Source organism: Streptomyces sp. NPDC002276, assembly GCF_053891435.1.
Window position 1 is genome coordinate 44987 of record NZ_JBSFCQ010000011.1, and the last position, 16256, is coordinate 61242.

Here is a 16256-nt window from a genome sequence, read left to right on the forward strand (position 1 = left end):
GTTCTGCCGGTGGGCCTGACCGGTCCTGCGCGTTGAGGTCATGTCAGGTCGGTGGCTCGACGTGCCCCCAGCCACCGGTACAGGCACCCCAGCCCCACCGTCCCCACCAAGAACAACACCGTGAACCACTGGAAGTACCAGTGCCCGCCCGCCGGGTCGTACACCGCGGCCCGCGGCCATGCCAGGTTGACGGTCATGATCAGGCCGTAGAGAAGTGCCAGGGCGTTGACCGGTATGCCCCAGCGGCCGAGGGAGAACAGTCGGGCGCCCGTCTCGTCCGTGCCCTCTGTCGTGAACTCGCCGCGCAGGCGGCGGAGCAGGAGGGGGCCCGTGACCATCGCGTAGGCCAGGTACAGCATCACGATGCAGGTGGTGCCGATGGCCAGGAACGCGTCCGGGGAGGCGAAGTTGAGGAGGAGCAGGGCCGCCGCGAGGACACCTACGACCAGGGCGGGGGCGCTGGGCATTCCCGTGCGCGGGTTGACCTTGGACAGGCGGGCGGAGAACGGGAGTTGGCCGTCGCGGGCCATGGAGAACAGCATGCGGCAGGCCGCCGTCTGGATGGCGAGGGTCGCCACCGCGATCGCCACCACCACGTCGGCCAGCAGGGCCTTGCCGACGCCGTCGCCGAGGCTGCTCGTCAGGACGTAGCTGAGGCCGTCGACGCCCAGGTGGCCGTCGGTCATGCTGGGCGCGGCGAGCAGGCCGCCGAGGATGATGAGGCCGCCGAGCAGGCCCGCCGCGCTGAGCGCGGTGAGGATCGTGCGGGGCGCGGTGCGGCGGGGGTTGTGGGTCTCCTCGCTCATCTCGCCCGCGCTGTCGAAGCCGATCATCACGTACGCCGCCGTGAACGAGCCCACCAGCAGCGCGCCGAGCAGGCCGCCCTCCAGGCTGCCGGTCGTGTGGAAGGTGATGCTCGGGGTGCGCTTCGAGTGGGTCAGCAGGAGGACCACGATCAGGATCGCGCCGATGATCTCGGCGGTCACTCCGACCCGGTTGATCACCGACATCACGCGGTTGTCGAGGATGTTCACCAGCGTCGTCAGGACCAGCAGGATCACGCCGAGGACCGCCGCGTTGGCCGCGCCGTCCGGTGAGGTGGGCGCGGGGTCGGTGCCGACGAGTTGGAAGCCGGACCAGATCGCCGGCAGCACCATCTGGAGCGCGAGCGCCGCCGCCGCTACGACGACGATCTGGCCGATCACCATGATCCAGCCGGCGAACCAGCCGAAGGCCGCGGTGGAGAGGCGCGAGGACCACTGGTAGATCGCGCCCGAGATCGGGTAGCGCGCGGCCAGTTCCGCGAAGCAGGCCGCCACCAGCAGCTGGCCCGCCAGCACGATCGGCCAGGCCCAGAAGAAGACCGGGCCGCCGAACGCGTACCCGAAGGCGAAGAACTGGAAGACGGTCGTCAGTACGGAGATGAAGGAGAACCCGGCCGCGAACGACGCGTACCGGCCGAGGCTGCGATGCAGCTCCTGGCGGTAGCCGAACTCGGCGAGGGAGCCGTCGTCGGGGGAGTGGGGCGGATCGGGGCGTACGTCGGAGGGGGTGGTTGTGGCCACGGCGGCACCTGCCTTCGGCGCGAATTCCTGTCGGGTGACAGAAATTAGGGACGGCCTGTTTCGGACGCGTCACGCGACCGTGTCCAGGGCGGGCCCAAGTCCTCACGCTCTTGCCCTCGCCGCGAAATCGCGATACATCGTGTATTGACGTTCCGCGGCGACTCGCGATATGTTCGTTGACGAATATCCGGATGCGAGGTGTGCCCGAGAGAAGGCTGGGAGGTGGTGGTCCCCGTGGCCGCGAAGCGTCGCAAGCTCAGCAACCCGCTGGCACTCGCCGTGCTGGTGACCCTCTGTCAGGGCCCCATGCATCCGTACGAGATCGCCCAGACCCTGCGCCGCCAGGGCAAGGACACCAGCACGAAGATCAACTACGGCTCGCTCTACACGGTCGTGCAGAACCTGGAGAAGCACGGCTTCGTCGAGGTCGCCGACATAGAGCGCAAGGGCAACCGCCCCGAGCGCACGGTCTACGGCCTGACCGGCGCCGGGCGCGAGGAGATGACCGAGTGGCTGTCGGAGCTGCTGGCCCGCCCGGTCAAGGAGTTCCCCATCTTCGAGACGGCCCTCTCACTGCTGGGCGCCCTGCACCCCGACGAGGCGGCGACGCTGCTGGAGGAGCGGGTGAAGAACCTGGAGGTGCGGGCGGCCGGCGAGCGCGGAGCGCTGGAGAAGCTCTACGAATCCGTGCCCCGGCTCTTCCTCGTCGAGGTCGAGTACCAACTGCACATGACCGAGGCGCAGACCGAGTGGGTCCGAGGCCTGCTGGAAGAGCTGAGAAAAGGCTCGACGCTGGGCGTCGAAGGCTGGCGCCACTTCCACGAAACGGGGGAGCAGCCAACGGAGTTCAGCTAGCGAGAACTGACCCCGACCGGGCTGTTGCAGCAGCCCTGCCGGGGTCACGAACCCCGAGACCGACCCGCCGTGCGGCAAGCCAGGCGATCGAGGTGCGGCACACCCAGGATAGCCCGGCGCTCTGCACGCGGATCAGTCGTGACCTTTCACACTCACATCCGCTCATTCATGGAGAGCAGTCGACATGAGCAGTACTCGTACGAGCTCCGGTGCGCCCGCGGTCGAGGCACGCCGACTGATCAAGACCTATCCCGGCGACGTCACCGCCCTCAACGGCATGGACATCACCGTGGAACCCGGCACCGTCTTCGGCCTCCTGGGGCCGAACGGCGCCGGCAAGTCCACCACCGTCAAGATCCTCACCACCCTGGCCCGCCCCGACTCCGGCACGGCCACCGTCGCGGGCCACGACGTGCTGCGCCACCCGGACCGGGTGCGCCGCGCGATCGGCGTGGTCGCCCAGAACTCCGGCGCCGACCCGACGGCGACCGGCCGCGAGAACCTCCAACTCCAGGGCAGGCTCTACGGCTTGAAGGGCGCCGCCCTCGCGAAGCGGGTGGACGAACTCCTCGACCGCTTCACCCTCGCCGACGCCGCCAGGCGCCAGGTGAAGGGCTACTCCGGCGGAATGCGCCGCCGCCTGGACGTGGCGCTCGGCCTGGTGCACCGGCCCGAGGTGCTCTTCCTCGACGAACCCACCACCGGCCTCGACCCGGAGGCCCGCACCGCGATGTGGGACGAGATCGGCCGGCTCGCGGGGGAGGAGGGGCTGACCATCCTGCTCACCACCCACTACCTCGAAGAGGCCGACCGGCTCGCCGAGCGCATCGCGATCGTCGACCGCGGCCGGGTCGTCGTGGAGGGCACCCCCGACTCGCTCAAGGGCGAACTCCGGGGCGACGCCGTCCACTTGGAGCTGCGCGAGGCGGTCGGCGACGCCGGTCGTACGCTGCTCAGGAGCGCCCTCGTCGGACTGTCGGGCGTGCACGAGGTGCTGGTCGACGGACGCCGGGTCAGTGCCCGCGCCGACGACGGAGCGGCCGCGATGCCCGTCCTGCTGGCGGCGTTCGAGCGCGTCGGCGTCGGGGTCGCCGCCGCGACTGTCGCCCGCCCCTCGCTCGACGACGTCTATCTCCGCTACGCGGGCCGCCGTTACTCCGAGGCCGACGCGGACAGCTCCGAGCAGCTTGCCATCGCGGTCGCCGGAGGTGCGCGATGAGCACGGCTGTCTCCCAGACCTGGTACATGACGCAGCGTCAACTCATGGTGTTCGCACGGCAGCCCGCCTTCGCGGTCATCACCCTCATCCAGCCGGTGATCTGGCTGTTCCTCTTCGGCAACCTCTTCAAGAAGGTCGTCGAACTCGGCGGCTTCGGCACCACCTCGTATCTGGACTACCTGGTCCCCGGGGTGGTCGTGATGAGCGCGCTCAGCTCCAACATGTGGGCGGGCATGGGCACGTTGGAGGAGATCCAGCGCGGCACCCTCAACCGCTTCCTGACCACTCCGGTCAGCCGGGCCGCGCTGATGAACGGCAATGTCGTCAACAACGGCCTGGTGACCGCGTTCCAGTCGGTGGTCATCGTGCTGCTCGGACTGCTCGGCGGCGCCGACTATCCGGGCGGCGTCGGCGGCATCGCGATCCTGATAGTCGCCTCGGTACTGCTGGGCACCATCTTCGGGGCACTGTCCAACGCGCTCGGCATGCTGGTACGGGAGCGGGAGTCGATCATCGGCATCAACACCTTCCTGCTCCTGCCCCTGACCTTCCTGTCCAGCGCCTTCATGGCACCCTCGCAGATGCCCACGTGGATGCAGCACGTAGCCGACTTCAACCCACTCAACTGGGCGATGGTGGCAGGCCGTTCAGCGATGTCCGCCCACCCCGACTGGGCCGAGGTACTCACCCGCGGCGGCGCACTACTGGGCCTGGCGGTGGCGGCGGTATGGCTGTCGATACGTACGTTCAGGTCGTACCAACGATCGGTGTAGCGCCCCAAAGGGGCGCGGGGAACTGCGCGACCAGCCACGACGGCGCCGCACACGCCAACGGTCCGTCGTGGCACCCCAAGTGGCGCGCCTACGCGGCCGCGCTGGCCCCCGTAACACCTTCCTGCTCCGCCTCGATCTTCGCGTTCCACTCCCGCTTGGAGGCCTGCCAGCCGTCCTCGTTGTGGCCGAGCCGCCAGTAGCCGGAGATCGACAGATCCTCGCGCGGAATCGCCGACTCGACCCGCAGCAGGGCCCGCAGGTCCTTCACGAAGGCCGCCTCGCCGTGCACGAACGCGTGCACGCGGCCCTCGGGGAACTCCAGGGCCCGTACGGCCTCGACGAGTGTCTCGCCGACGGGACGGTCACCGCGGTGCAGCCAGACGACCTCGATGTCGGAGTCGATCTTCTGCTCCTCCTCGGGCCCGGAGATCTCCACGAAGGCGTGTGCCGTGGCGCCCTCGGGCAGCGACTCCAGGGCGCGGGCGATCGCGGGCAGCGCGCTCTCGTCCCCGGCGAGCAGATGCCAGTCGGCGTCGGTGTCGGGGGCGTAGGCGCCGCCGGGGCCCATGAAGAGGACGGACTCGCCCGGCTGGACGCGGGTGGCCCACGGGCCGGCGAGGCCCTCGTCGCCGTGGATGACGAAGTCCAGGGTGAGTTCGAGGTGTTCGGGGTCCCAGGCGCGCACGGTGTAGGTCCGGGTCACCGGCCACTGCTCGCGCGGGAACTCGGCGCGGATGCGCTCCATGTCGAAGGGCTCGGGGTAGGTGGCGCCCCCGGCCGGGAAGAGCAGCTTCACGTAATGGTCGGTGCAGGTGTCCGCCGCGAACTCGGCCAGACCCTCGCCACCGAGCACCACGCGCTGCATGTGTGGGGTCAGCCGTTCGGTGCGGAGGACCTGCGCGGAGTGGGGCTTACGCGGCTTCCGTGCCGGACGTTCTGCCATGACGGCCTCCCAGGTTCATAGCTAAGGCTTACCTAAGTTAGCATCTCTCCCCCACTTAACACCCCCTGTATGAGGGGTTCATGAACGTCTCGCACAGAGCATCACTCCCCACCAGCGAGAATGCCGTTCACGGAAAACGAGAATTAACCTTGCGCCCCGAGTGTGGCGAGCAGTCGCTGCAATGATCCGCCCAGCCCCCAGCGTTCCGCCAGTGCGCCCACCAACTCCGGATCACGCGGGGCGCGCGGCAGGGCGGGGTCGACATCGGGCAGCGGTACGTCGTCCGCGACCCGTACGACCTTGGGCGCGACCGCGACATAGGGCCGTGCCTCGTCGAGGCGCTTGCGCTGCGAAGGGGTCAGCTTGGACTTCGGGTCGTCGATCGCCGCCATGATCCCGGCCACGTCACCGAACTCCGCGAGGAGCTTGGTCGCCGTCTTCTCGCCGATCCCGGGCACGCCCGGCAGACCGTCGCTGGGGTCGCCGCGCAGCAGCGCCAGATCCACGTAACCGCGGCCGTCGACACCGTACTTCTCGCGCAGGAACGCCTCGTCGGTGAGCTGGAGCGAGCCGACGCCCTTGATCGGATACAGGACGCGGACACCGCGGGCGTCGTCGACGAGCTGGTACAGGTCGCGGTCGCCGGTGACGATGTCGACCGGGCCCTTGGCGTGCGCGGTGAACGTGCCGATCACGTCGTCGGCCTCGTACGGCTCGACGCCCACGCGCGCGATGCCGACCGCGTCGAGGACGGCCTCGATGATCGGGACCTGCGGGGAGAGGGTGTCGGGCACCTCCTCCTCGTCCGGGCCGCTCTCGCGGACCTCGGCGACGCGGTGCGCCTTGTAGGTGGGGATCAGGTCGACCCGCCACTGGGGCCGCCAGTCCGCGTCCATGCACGCGACCAACTGGTCGGGGCGGTGGTCCTTGACCAGCCGGTCGATGAATTCGAGCAGCCCGCGCACGGCGTTCACCGGCGTCCCGTCCGGTGCCTTCACGGACTCCGGGACGCCGAAGTAGGCGCGGAAGTAGAGCGAGGCGGTGTCGAGGAGCATCAGTCGTCCGGTCACGTCACGCATCATGCCGCACCGCGCGGACCGTGACCTGAACCACTCCCGCGTTTGCGCCCGGGAGGCCCGGGCAGGCGCCGCCTCGGAGCGATGGCGGTTGCCTGTTCAACCGTCGACGGCCCGAGGCCCGAAGTTGACGGCCCGGTCCCGTCGGCACCGGTACCGCCGTCGCCTCCCCGTCCTGCCCCCGATCGAGAGGTACGCGTGTCAGCCAGGCTAGAAGCCGAACACCTGCACAAGGTGTTCGGCAGACGACCCGACCAGGCAGTCGAACGGCTCCAGGCAGGAGCCGACCGGGAGGAGCTGCGCGCCGACGGCACCACCGCCGCCGTGATCGACGCCTCCTTCTCCGTCGCGCCAGGGCAGATCTTCGTCGTCATGGGCCTGTCCGGCTCCGGCAAGTCCACCCTCCTGCGGATGCTCAACGGACTCCTGGAACCCACCGCGGGCCGCGTCCTCTTCGACGGCCAGGACCTCACCGCGCTCGGCGACCGCGAACTGCGCGAGGTCCGCGCCCACAAGATCAGCATGGTCTTCCAGCACTTCGCGCTCTTCCCGCACCGCAGCGTCCGCGAGAACGCCGCCTACGGCCTCGAAGTGCAGGGCGTCCCCCGCGCCGAGCGCGAGGCCCGCGCCGGCGAGGCCCTCGCCCTGTGCGGTCTGTCCGGCTGGGAGGACTCCTGGCCCGACGAGCTGTCCGGCGGAATGCAGCAACGCGTGGGCCTGGCAAGGGCGTTGGCCACCGACGCCGACCTGCTCCTCATGGACGAGTCCTTCAGCGCGCTCGACCCGCTGATCCGCCGCGACATGCAGGACCAGCTCCTGGAACTCCAGCAGAGCCTGAAGAAGACCATCGTCTTCATCACCCACGACCTCAACGAGGCCATGCGCCTCGGCGACCGCATCGCCGTCATGCGCGACGGCCGCATCGTCCAGACCGGCACCGCCGAGGACATCCTGCTGCGCCCCGCGAACGACTACGTCGCCTCCTTCATCCAGGACGTGGACCGTTCCAGGGTGCTGACCGCGTCCGCCGTCATGGACACCGGCGTCGACGGCCACGAGGCCGACTGCGACTGCGAGACCGCCACGCCGGACACCCCCTTCACCGACCTGTGCGCCCTCAGCGCCCGCCTCACCCACCCGGTCGCGGTGCTCGACGCGGCCGACGACGTCGTAGGAGTCGTACCGCAGGAACGGCTGGTCGCGTTCCTCGGCGGGGAAGCCGCCACCGAGCCGGAGCAGGTGACTGCCCATGCCTAGGCTTCCGCTCGGTGACTGGGTCGACTCCGGTGTCGACTGGCTCGTCGCCCACATGTCCTGGCTCTTCGACGCGATCAAGACGGTCGTCGAGGGCATGTACGACGGCGTCAACGCGGTGCTCACCGCGCCCCAACCCCTGCTTCTCGCGGGCATGTTGGCAGTGCTCGCCTGGTGGCTGCGCGGACTGGTCGCGGGGGTGCTGGCCTTCGCCGGGTTCCTGCTGATCGACTCGCTCGACCTGTGGGACCGGTCCATGTCGACGCTGGCCCTGGTGCTGGTGGCGACCGTGATCGCCCTGGTGATCTCGATCCCGCTGGGCATCTGGGCGGCCCGTTCCAAGGCGGTCAGCGCGGTCGTACGGCCCGCCCTCGACCTGCTCCAGACGATGCCGTCGATGGTGCTGCTGATCCCGGCGATCCTCTTCTTCGGGCTCGGCACCTCCGCCGGCGTCATCGCCACCCTGATCTTCGCGCTCGCCCCCGGCGTCCGCATGACCGAGCTGGGGATACGGCAGGTCGACGCCGAACTCGTCGAAGCGGCCGAGGCGTTCGGCACCTCACCGCGCGACACCCTCCTGCGCGTCCAGCTGCCCCTCGCACTCCCGACGATCATGGCGGGCGTCAACCAGGTCATCATGCTCGGCCTGTCGATGGTCGTCATCGCCGGCATGGTCGGCACCGGCGGCCTCGGCGGCGCCGTCAACGAGGCCATCGGCCAGCTCGACATCGGCTTCGGTTTCGAGGCGGGCGTCGGCATCGTCGTCCTCGCCATCTACCTGGACCGGATGACCGGCGCGCTCGGCACCCAGATCTCCCCGCTCGGCCGCAGGGCCGCCGCCAAGGCCCGCGCGGCGGAGAGCACCAAGCCGTGGAACTACCGTCCCCGCCCGGCGTTCGCCGTGACCGGCGTGGTCGTCCTCGCCCTGGTGGCCGGCGGCCTGGGAGTCTTCGGCTCCTCCTCCGGCACGACGGCGACCGGCGCCGACGACGTCGGCAAGGGCAGGGAGATCACCATCGGCTACATCCCCTGGGACGAGGGCATCGCCTCCACCTTCCTCTGGAAGGAGATCCTGGAGGAGCGCGGCTACAAGGTGACGACCACCCAGTACGCGGCCGGTCCCCTCTACACCGGCCTCTCCACCGGCCAGGTCGACTTCCAGACCGACGCCTGGCTGCCCACCACGCACGCCGAGTACTGGCAGAAGTACGGCAAGCAGCTCGACGACCTCGGCAGCTGGTACGGCTCCACGTCCCTGGAGCTGACCGTCCCGTCGTACGTGAAGGACGTCAACACGCTCGCGGACCTCAAGACCCACGCCTCCGAGTTCGGCGGCAAGATCACCGGCATCGAACCGAGCGCCGGAATGATGGGCCTCCTCAAGTCCAAGGTCCTCAAGGAGTACGGCCTCCAGGGCTCCTACGACGTCGTCGACGGCTCCACCCCGGCGATGCTGGCCGAGCTGAAGCGCGCGTACGCCAAGAAGCAGCCGATCGTCGTCACGCTCTGGTCGCCGCACTGGGCGTACAGCGACTACAAGCTGAAGAAGCTCACCGACCCGAAGGGCGCCTGGGGCAAGGGCGACGGCGTGCACACCGTGTCCCGCGAGGGCTTCGCCGCCGACAACCCCGATGTCGGGAAGTGGCTGAAGGACTTCCGTATGACCGAGGCGCAGCTCACCGGTCTGGAGGCGGGGATCCAGAAGTCCGGCAAGGGCCAGGAGCAGTCCGCCGTCCGCAGCTGGCTGAAGCAGCACCCGGGCCTGGTCGACCAGTGGGCCCCGGTGAAGCAGAACCAGAAGAGCCAGGCGGCCGGATGACCTGACAGTCCCGGCCGCCGCCCCCGAGGTGGGCTTCGCCGCACGTTCCCCCCGTCGTGCGGCGAAGCCCACCTTTCGTGCTGTCCCGGTACGAAAAGGATCCGGCCAACCACACAGCGTCACGAAGTCCTTCGATCGGGCCCGAGAAGTGACCGGGAACACAGGCGACCGCGCACGCATTGAAGAGTAGGGACGAACTCTCGCGCTGATCGAGGGTCAGCGGGCCTTTTCGCACTGGCCAGAACCGTGAGGTCCGATCGCACGCTGTGTGACGTGGATGTGACAGGCGCATGAAACGGTTTGCCGAACATGCGTAGGGTGCAGAGAACTCATCAGAGGAAGTTTCAGAACCAGCCGCGGGCCGACGAGCGAAGGAGGGAGCCGGAGCTATGGGCGACCACAAAGAACAGCCCCTTCGGGTGGGTGCGGCCGTACGGCGGCGGCGCCGCGCGCTGGACCTGACGCTCGCCGTCGTGGCCGAGCGCAGCGGTCTGTCGGTGCCCTTCCTGAGCCAGGTCGAGAACGACCGGGCACGCCCCAGCCGGAGTTCCCTGGAGAAGGTGGCCGACGCCCTGCGCACCACGGCCGTCGAACTCCTCGCCGCCGCCGACCCCGCGTGCAGCGTCGACGTCGTACGCGCCGAGGAACCCGAGTCGGCCGCGCCCCGGATGCGTTCGCTGGTCCGGGGTCATCACCAGCTGCACGCCTCGGAGTTCACCGGCGACCATGACGCCGGACGCGAATTCCAGCACCGTAACGACGAGTTGATGTACGTCGCGGACGGCGCCGTCGAGATCGAGGCGGAGGGGCGCGCGTACCGGCTCGTGCGCGGCGACACGATGTACCTGACCGGCGGGGTACGGCACCGCTGGCGCGCGACCGTGCCGGACACCCGGGTCGTCGTGGTCGCGGTGGCCGAGCACATCGAGGCGGTCCAGGACCGCCCGCGCTGATGCGCGTCGTCTCGCTCGTACCGTCCCTGACGGAGGCGATAGCCGTGTCGCTGCCGGGAGTTCTGGTCGGCGCGACCGACTGGTGCAGCCATCCGTCCGGCCTGGACGTCACCCGCGTCGGCGGCACCAAGAACCCGAAGCTCGACCCGATCCTCGCCCTCGCGCCCGACCTGGTGGTCGCCAACGAGGAGGAGAACCGCGAGCCCGACCTGACGGCCTTGCGGGAGGCGGGTGTCGAGGTCCTGGTCACCGAAGTGCGGGACGTCCCGCAGGCGTTCCGCGAACTGGACCGGGTCCTCGACGCGTGCGGAGCGCCCGTACGACCGCGCTGGCTGGACGAGGCCGAGCGGGCCTGGGCCGAACTCCCTTCCCCCGAAGGCCGGTTGACGGCAGTCGTCCCCGTCTGGCGCCGCCCCTGGATGGTGCTGGGCCGGGACACCTTCGCGGGCGATGTGCTGACCCGCCTCGGGGTCGACCACGCCTACGCGACGCACGCCGAGCGCTACCCGCGCGCCACGATCGCCGAACTACGTTCGGCGGCAAGGGACTTGGTGGTCCTCCCCGACGAGCCGTACCGCTTCACGGCCGACGACGGCCCTGAGGCCTTCCCCGGCCTGCCCTGCGCGCTCGTCAGCGGTCGGCACCTGACGTGGTACGGGCCGTCACTGGCCGAAGCGCCACGGGTGCTGGCCGGGGCCCTGCGAGCAGCGCACCGCTGAGCAGCCCCCGGGCCGTGTGCACGGCGGCGGTGGCCCAGGCGGCGACGAGCACGCCGTACAGGACGAACGCGAGACTGTCGTAGACGGCCAGGCCGGTGTGCCGGGCCAGGGACTCCGCGCCGGTGACACAGGTGCCGACCGGGAACGTGAACGCCCACCAGGTCATCGTGAAAGTCATGCCCCGGCGGCGGGCGCGGACCACGTGGGCGGTGGCGAGGGCGAACCAGAGCAGCGCGAAACCCATGACCGGGACGCCGTAGAGAACGGCCAGGAGGGCGAAGGCCTGGGCGGAGGCGGCCGGTACGACACCGGGGGCGAAGTCCGCGAACTTGCCTACGGCGGTGGTCGATTGACCGAGCGGGCCCAGCACCAGGAACAGCGTCGGAGTGAGCGCGAGGGGCAACGGCCCGCCGGTGACCAGCCGGGCGAAGACCAGCGGCAGCATCAGGAGCGTCGCGAGCAGACTCAGCCCGAACATCGCGAAGCACGCGAGGAGGAGGGTCTCCCGGGGCTGTCCGGGCGGCAGATGAGGCACCAGGAGCGGCCCGAGGGCCGCGGACACCATGGGCGCGACGACGGGCAGCAGCCACACCGGGGTCGCGTCCGACGGGTGCACGTGATGCCGTACGGCCATCAGGTACGGGACGGCCACGGCGGCCACCAGCCCTACGACCGTACCGGCGCCGAACAGCACGGCGTCGAGGACGACCGCCGCCCGCAGCCCGATCCAGTCCTGCCCGACGATCAGGGCACCGCCGCCCACCGCCAGCAGGGCCATCGCGAGGCAGCCGTAGAAGGGGGCCATCGCCGGGTCGCGGAGGTGGGCGCGGGCCTGGTCGCGGTGGTGGGTCCAGTGCAGGGCGCGGGCGGTCAGCAGGGTCAGGAGGAGGGCGAGGGAGAGGGCCCAGACGGCGGTGCAGGCCGTGCGCAGTCCGGGGAGGTGGCCGGGGAGTCCGGCGCCGGCCGTGGCGACGATGGCGGTGCCCATGACGGACGCGTACCAGTTGGGTCCGAGGTGACGAACTGCGGTGACCATGTGTCCAGCGTCTCGCCGGCTGAGACGGGCGACCAGGGAGGATGTGTCTATGGGGACATAAACTGGATTTATGAGCGGTGACGCGACGGATGGCGGGCGGGAAGGTTCGATAGCGCACCGGGTGCCGGACCTGGGCGCGCTGGAACTGCTGCTGGCGGTGGCCCGGCTCGGCAGCCTCGGCGGTGCGGCGCGCGAGCTGGGCATCACCCAGCCGGCGGCCAGCAGCCGTATCCGCTCGATGGAACGGCAGCTGGGCGTGGCGTTGGTGGACCGCTCCCCGCGCGGCTCGCGACTCACGGACGCGGGCGCGCTCGTCACCGACTGGGCGCGGCGGGTCGTCGAGGCGGCCGCCGCGTTCGACGCGGGAGCCCAAGCGCTACGGCACCGGCGCGACTCGCGGCTCCGGGTCGCCGCGAGCATGACCATCGCGGAGTATCTGCTCCCCGGTTGGCTGCTGGCCCTGCGCTCCCAACGCCCCGACACCGCGGTCTCGTTGCTGGCAGGCAACTCCACGACGGTCGCGGAGCAACTCCTGGCCGACGAGGCGGACCTGGGCTTCGTGGAGGGCCTGTCGGTCCCGCCCGGCCTGGACTCCACGGTGATAGCCCACGACCACCTGATCGTGGTCACGGCCCCGACCCACCCCTGGGCCCGCCGCCGACGCCCGGTCCCCGCAACGGAGTTGGCGTCGACACCGCTGATCCTCCGCGAAAAGGGCTCGGGCACCCGCCAGGTCCTGGACGCGGCACTGGGCGGCCTGGCCCGCCCTCTCATCGAACTGTCCTCCACTACGGCGGTCAAGGCATCGGCGGTGAGCGGAGCGGGCCCGGCTGTCCTGAGCGAACTCGCGGTCGGCGAGGAACTGTCGACGCGCCGCCTGGTCCGCATCCCGGTGGAGGGACTCACCCTGGCCCGAGACCTGAGAGCGGTCTGGCCCACAGGCCACAGACCGACAGGCCCAGCACGCGACCTGTTGTCCCTGACCCGGGGTTGATGCCCCCGCCCTGGGGGCTCCGCCCCAAGCCCCCCGAACCTATGCCCACCCACCACCCGACTCGGTGGGAGACTGCGGTGTCGTAGTAGCGGCTGTGGCCGCTTCCACCAGCGACCGCATCACGCGCAGGTCCTCGCCCATCTCCGGGTGCCACTGCACCCCCAACACCCAGTCCGCGGAGGGGAGTTCGATGGCCTCCGCGGTGCCGTCCTCGGCCCAGGCCGAGATCACCAGGCCCGCGCCCAGGCGGTCCACGGCCTGGTGGTGGAAGGTCGGTACGGACGTCTCCTCCGGTACCGCCGACGCGTACAGCGTTCCCGGTACCGGCTTGACCGGGTGGCGGCCGAAGACCCCCGGGGTCTCCGCGTGCCCGTCCACGTGCTGGACGAGGGTGCCGCCCACGGCGACGTTCAGGAGCTGCATGCCCCGGCAGATGCCCAGCAGGGGCAGGCCCGCCGCCAACGCGGCCTCGATCAGGGCCAGTTCCCAGGCGTCCCGGGCGAGGGCGGGCGGGCCGGTGCGGGGGTCGCGCTCGGCGCCGTAGCGGACCGGCTCGACGTCCGGGCCGCCCGCTATCACCAGGCCGTCGAGGCGGGCCACGGTCGCCGCCGCGTGCTCGGGGGCGTCCGGCGGCAGCATCGCGGCGAGGCCGCCCGCCTGTTGGACGAGGCGCGGGTAACCAGCCGGGAGCAGCGCGGCCTCCAGCTCCCAGGCGCCCCACCGCGCCCCCGCCTCCAGATACGTACTGATGCCGATCAGCGGCCTGCCCGCCATGCTTTCCTCCGACCGCGAAGCGACGTGAATGGACTCGACGTGAATGGACTCGATGGGGACCATTAGACAGCCCCACCCGTCACGCGAGGAAGCCCCGCAGCAGAGCCGCCGTCCCGGCGCAGTGCTCCCGCATCATCTCCCGCGCCCCGTCCGCGTCCCCGTCCAGCACCGCCTCCACCAGCGCGATGTGCTGCCGCTGCGAGTGCTCCAGGTTGCGGACCAGGAGCGGGATGCAGTCGAGGAGATCGTTCACCGTGGCCCGTACCGCCGCGTACTGCGCGGTCAAGGTCGGGGAGCCGCACAGCTCGGCCAGGGTGAGGTGGAGCAGCGTGTCCAGGCGGCGGTAGTCGGCGAGCGGGGCGTCGTGCGTGCGGGCGAGGGCGTCGCGAAGGCGGCCCGACTGTTCGGCGTCCAGCCCGTGCGTCGCGCACAGACCCGTCGCGCCGACCTCCAGCACCTCCCGGAACCGCAGTACGTCCTCGATGTCGACCGCGCTGATCCGCCGCCGCAGCTCGTCCTCGCCGCCCGCGTCCGACTTCGGCAGCACGAACGTCCCGCCGTAGCGCCCGCGCCGCGACTCCACGAGTCCCTGGTCCTGAAGTACCTTCAGAACCTCGCGCAGTGTCACGCGGCTGATCCCCAGCCGTTCGGCCAGTTCCCGCTCGGCCGGCAACCGCTCGCCCCCCGGCACCAGCCCCAGCCGTACGACCTGCAGTATCTGTTCCAGCGCCTCTTCGAAGCCGTTGCCCGCCCGCACCGGCCGCAGTACCGGGGTCAACCGGTCCTCAAGGCCGTTCTCCGCATCCAGCGACATATGGCGGCACCCCCTTCCCAAGCAATGGTTCTCCGCAATACCTTATGGCTTCCGGCCCGGCCGGAAAAAGCGCGCAGAAGCCGAAGGAGCTTTCCCGTGGCAGACCGCACACCCCCGCTGAGCGTCGAGGAGCTGCACACCCTCGTCGCCAGTGGCGAGATCGACACTGTCGTCCTGGCCTTCCCCGATATGCAAGGCCGGCTCCAGGGCAAGCGGTTCGCCGCCCGCTTCTTCCTCGACGACGTGCTCCAACACGGCACCGAGGGCTGCAACTACCTCCTCGCCGTCGACACCGACATGAACACGGTCGACGGCTACGCGATGTCCTCCTGGGAGCGCGGTTACGGCGACTTCGCCATGCACCCGGACCTTTCCACCCTCCGCCGTGTGCCCTGGAACGCGGGCACCGCCCTGCTCATCGCCGACCTCGCCTGGAACGACGGATCGCCGGTGGTCGCCGCACCCCGCCAGATCCTGCGCCGCCAGCTGGAGCGCCTCGCCGAGCACGGTTTCACCGCGCAGGTCGGTACGGAGCTGGAGTTCATCGTGTTCAAGGACACGTACGAACAGGCCTGGGACGCCAACTACCGAGGCCTCACCCCGGCCAATCAGTACAACATCGACTACTCGGTCCTCGGCACCGGGCGGATCGAGCCGCTGCTGCGCCGGATCCGCAACGAAATGGCCGCCGCCGGTCTCACCGTCGAGTCCGCCAAGGGCGAGTGCAACCCCGGCCAGCACGAGATCGCCTTCCGCTACGACGACGCCCTCGTCACCTGCGACCAGCACGCCGTCTACAAGACCGGCGCGAAGGAGATCGCCGCCCAGGAAGGCGTCTCGCTCACCTTCATGGCGAAGTACAACGAGCGCGAGGGCAACTCCTGCCACATCCACCTCTCGCTCGGGGACGGGGAGGGCGGCAACGCCATGGCGGGAGACGGCGAGGGCGGTATGTCGGAGGTCATGCGGTACTTCCTCGCGGGCCAACTCGCCGCGCTCCGCGACTTCTCTCTCCTCTACGCCCCGAACATCAACTCCTACAAGCGGTTCCAGCCGGGCTCGTTCGCGCCGACCGCCGTCGCCTGGGGCTACGACAACCGCACCTGCGCGCTGCGGGTCGTCGGCCACGGCCGCTCCATGCGCTTCGAGAACCGGCTCCCCGGCGGAGACGTGAATCCTTTTCTCGCGGTGGCGGGGCTCGTCGCGGCCGGGCTCTACGGCATCGAGCAGAAGCTGGAGCTGCCCGAGGCCTGCGCGGGCAACGCCTACAGCGGCGACTACGCGCACGTCCCCACCAACCTCCGCGAGGCCGCCGAGCTGTGGGAGAACAGCCCGATCGCCAAGGCCGCCTTCGGGGACGAGGTCGTCGCCCACTACCGCAACATGGCGCGCGTCGAACTGGAGGCCTTCGACGCCGCCGTCACCGACTGGGAGCTGCGCCGCTCCTTCGAACGCCTGTGAG

The 16256-nt window shown here is 70.3% G+C and carries 15 protein-coding genes; 9 read left to right on the forward strand and 6 right to left on the reverse strand.

Features of this window, described 5'->3' with window-relative positions:
* Window positions 1-38: 38 nt before the first annotated feature.
* A complete protein-coding gene (locus ACWIHT_RS26605) occupies window positions 39-1565 on the reverse strand; it encodes an amino acid permease (protein WP_456170770.1) in 1527 nt (508 codons plus the stop codon).
* A gap of 234 nt (window positions 1566-1799) precedes the next feature.
* Between ACWIHT_RS26605 and ACWIHT_RS26610 the strand changes: the two genes are divergently transcribed.
* From ACWIHT_RS26610 to ACWIHT_RS26620, 3 genes are all read left to right on the forward strand, one after another.
* The gene (locus ACWIHT_RS26610; RefSeq protein WP_456170771.1) at window positions 1800-2420 is read left to right on the forward strand and encodes a PadR family transcriptional regulator; all 621 of its coding nucleotides are present in this window, start codon (window positions 1800-1802) and stop codon (window positions 2418-2420) included.
* Between the two features lie 184 nt (window positions 2421-2604).
* Window positions 2605-3639, forward strand: coding sequence for an ATP-binding cassette domain-containing protein (locus tag ACWIHT_RS26615; RefSeq protein ID WP_456170772.1), 1035 nt, complete (start codon window positions 2605-2607; stop codon window positions 3637-3639).
* The gene (locus ACWIHT_RS26620; RefSeq protein ID WP_456170773.1) at window positions 3636-4412 is read left to right on the forward strand and encodes an ABC transporter permease; all 777 of its coding nucleotides are present in this window, start codon (window positions 3636-3638) and stop codon (window positions 4410-4412) included. Before ACWIHT_RS26615 ends, ACWIHT_RS26620 begins: the two co-directional genes overlap by 4 nt.
* Window positions 4413-4500: 88 nt before the next feature.
* On the opposite strand, the gene ACWIHT_RS26625 is transcribed toward ACWIHT_RS26620, so the two are convergent.
* Both ACWIHT_RS26625 and ACWIHT_RS26630 read right to left on the reverse strand, forming a co-directional pair.
* The gene (locus ACWIHT_RS26625) at window positions 4501-5355 is read right to left on the reverse strand and encodes a siderophore-interacting protein (protein WP_456170774.1); all 855 of its coding nucleotides are present in this window, start codon (window positions 5353-5355) and stop codon (window positions 4501-4503) included.
* A gap of 143 nt (window positions 5356-5498) precedes the next feature.
* On the reverse strand, window positions 5499-6434 hold the full coding sequence (locus ACWIHT_RS26630) for a 5'-3' exonuclease (RefSeq protein WP_456171042.1): 936 nt from the start codon (window positions 6432-6434) through the stop codon (window positions 5499-5501).
* Window positions 6435-6629: 195 nt separating this feature from the next.
* Here ACWIHT_RS26630 and ACWIHT_RS26635 point away from each other — a divergent pair, with 195 nt between their 5' ends.
* From ACWIHT_RS26635 to ACWIHT_RS26650, 4 genes are all read left to right on the forward strand, one after another.
* Window positions 6630-7688, forward strand: a complete 1059-nt coding sequence (locus ACWIHT_RS26635) for a quaternary amine ABC transporter ATP-binding protein (RefSeq protein WP_456170775.1) — start codon at window positions 6630-6632, stop codon at window positions 7686-7688.
* Window positions 7681-9504: an ABC transporter permease/substrate binding protein gene (locus ACWIHT_RS26640; RefSeq protein WP_456170776.1), complete on the forward strand. Its 1824-nt coding sequence runs from the start codon at window positions 7681-7683 to the stop codon at window positions 9502-9504. Before ACWIHT_RS26635 ends, ACWIHT_RS26640 begins: the two co-directional genes overlap by 8 nt.
* A gap of 389 nt (window positions 9505-9893) precedes the next feature.
* Window positions 9894-10457, forward strand: coding sequence for a helix-turn-helix domain-containing protein (locus ACWIHT_RS26645; protein WP_019066149.1), 564 nt, complete (start codon window positions 9894-9896; stop codon window positions 10455-10457).
* Window positions 10457-11176 (forward strand): helical backbone metal receptor, encoded by a 720-nt coding sequence (locus ACWIHT_RS26650; protein WP_456170777.1) that lies wholly within the window; start codon window positions 10457-10459, stop codon window positions 11174-11176. The genes ACWIHT_RS26645 and ACWIHT_RS26650 overlap by 1 nt, the downstream gene beginning before the upstream one ends.
* On the opposite strand, the gene ACWIHT_RS26655 is transcribed toward ACWIHT_RS26650, so the two are convergent.
* Window positions 11088-12212 (reverse strand): TDT family transporter, encoded by a 1125-nt coding sequence (locus ACWIHT_RS26655; RefSeq protein ID WP_456170778.1) that lies wholly within the window; start codon window positions 12210-12212, stop codon window positions 11088-11090. The genes ACWIHT_RS26650 and ACWIHT_RS26655 overlap by 89 nt on opposite strands.
* Before the next feature lie 70 nt (window positions 12213-12282).
* Between ACWIHT_RS26655 and ACWIHT_RS26660 the strand changes: the two genes are divergently transcribed.
* Window positions 12283-13206, forward strand: a complete 924-nt coding sequence (locus ACWIHT_RS26660; RefSeq protein ID WP_456170779.1) for a LysR family transcriptional regulator — start codon at window positions 12283-12285, stop codon at window positions 13204-13206.
* Between the two features lie 39 nt (window positions 13207-13245).
* Here the strand turns inward: ACWIHT_RS26660 and ACWIHT_RS26665 are convergent, their stop codons facing one another.
* Complete coding sequence (locus tag ACWIHT_RS26665; protein ID WP_456170780.1) at window positions 13246-13980, reverse strand: gamma-glutamyl-gamma-aminobutyrate hydrolase family protein; 735 nt, start codon at window positions 13978-13980, stop codon at window positions 13246-13248.
* A 79-nt stretch (window positions 13981-14059) separates the two neighbouring features.
* Complete coding sequence (locus ACWIHT_RS26670; RefSeq protein ID WP_456170781.1) at window positions 14060-14794, reverse strand: FadR/GntR family transcriptional regulator; 735 nt, start codon at window positions 14792-14794, stop codon at window positions 14060-14062.
* Window positions 14795-14890: 96 nt separating this feature from the next.
* Here ACWIHT_RS26670 and ACWIHT_RS26675 point away from each other — a divergent pair, with 96 nt between their 5' ends.
* A complete protein-coding gene (locus ACWIHT_RS26675) occupies window positions 14891-16255 on the forward strand; it encodes a glutamine synthetase family protein (protein ID WP_456170782.1) in 1365 nt (454 codons plus the stop codon).
* Window position 16256: the final 1 nt, after the last annotated feature.

Excerpts from the sequence above, each read along its gene's own strand:
- ACWIHT_RS26660 (WP_456170779.1), top strand. The coding sequence starts at position 12,283 with ATGAGCGGTGACGCGACGGATGGCGGGCGGGAAGGTTCGATAGCGCAC.
- ACWIHT_RS26640 (WP_456170776.1), top strand. The coding sequence starts at position 7,681 with ATGCCTAGGCTTCCGCTCGGTGACTGGGTCGACTCCGGTGTCGACTGG.
- ACWIHT_RS26655 (WP_456170778.1), bottom strand. The coding sequence starts at position 12,212 with ATGGTCACCGCAGTTCGTCACCTCGGACCCAACTGGTACGCGTCCGTC.
- ACWIHT_RS26665 (WP_456170780.1), bottom strand. The coding sequence starts at position 13,980 with ATGGCGGGCAGGCCGCTGATCGGCATCAGTACGTATCTGGAGGCGGGG.
- ACWIHT_RS26645 (WP_019066149.1), top strand. The coding sequence starts at position 9,894 with ATGGGCGACCACAAAGAACAGCCCCTTCGGGTGGGTGCGGCCGTACGG.
- ACWIHT_RS26650 (WP_456170777.1), top strand. The coding sequence starts at position 10,457 with ATGCGCGTCGTCTCGCTCGTACCGTCCCTGACGGAGGCGATAGCCGTG.
- ACWIHT_RS26630 (WP_456171042.1), bottom strand. The coding sequence starts at position 6,434 with ATGCGTGACGTGACCGGACGACTGATGCTCCTCGACACCGCCTCGCTC.
- ACWIHT_RS26670 (WP_456170781.1), bottom strand. The coding sequence starts at position 14,794 with ATGTCGCTGGATGCGGAGAACGGCCTTGAGGACCGGTTGACCCCGGTA.
- ACWIHT_RS26620 (WP_456170773.1), top strand. The coding sequence starts at position 3,636 with ATGAGCACGGCTGTCTCCCAGACCTGGTACATGACGCAGCGTCAACTC.
- ACWIHT_RS26625 (WP_456170774.1), bottom strand. The coding sequence starts at position 5,355 with ATGGCAGAACGTCCGGCACGGAAGCCGCGTAAGCCCCACTCCGCGCAG.
- ACWIHT_RS26615 (WP_456170772.1), top strand. The coding sequence starts at position 2,605 with ATGAGCAGTACTCGTACGAGCTCCGGTGCGCCCGCGGTCGAGGCACGC.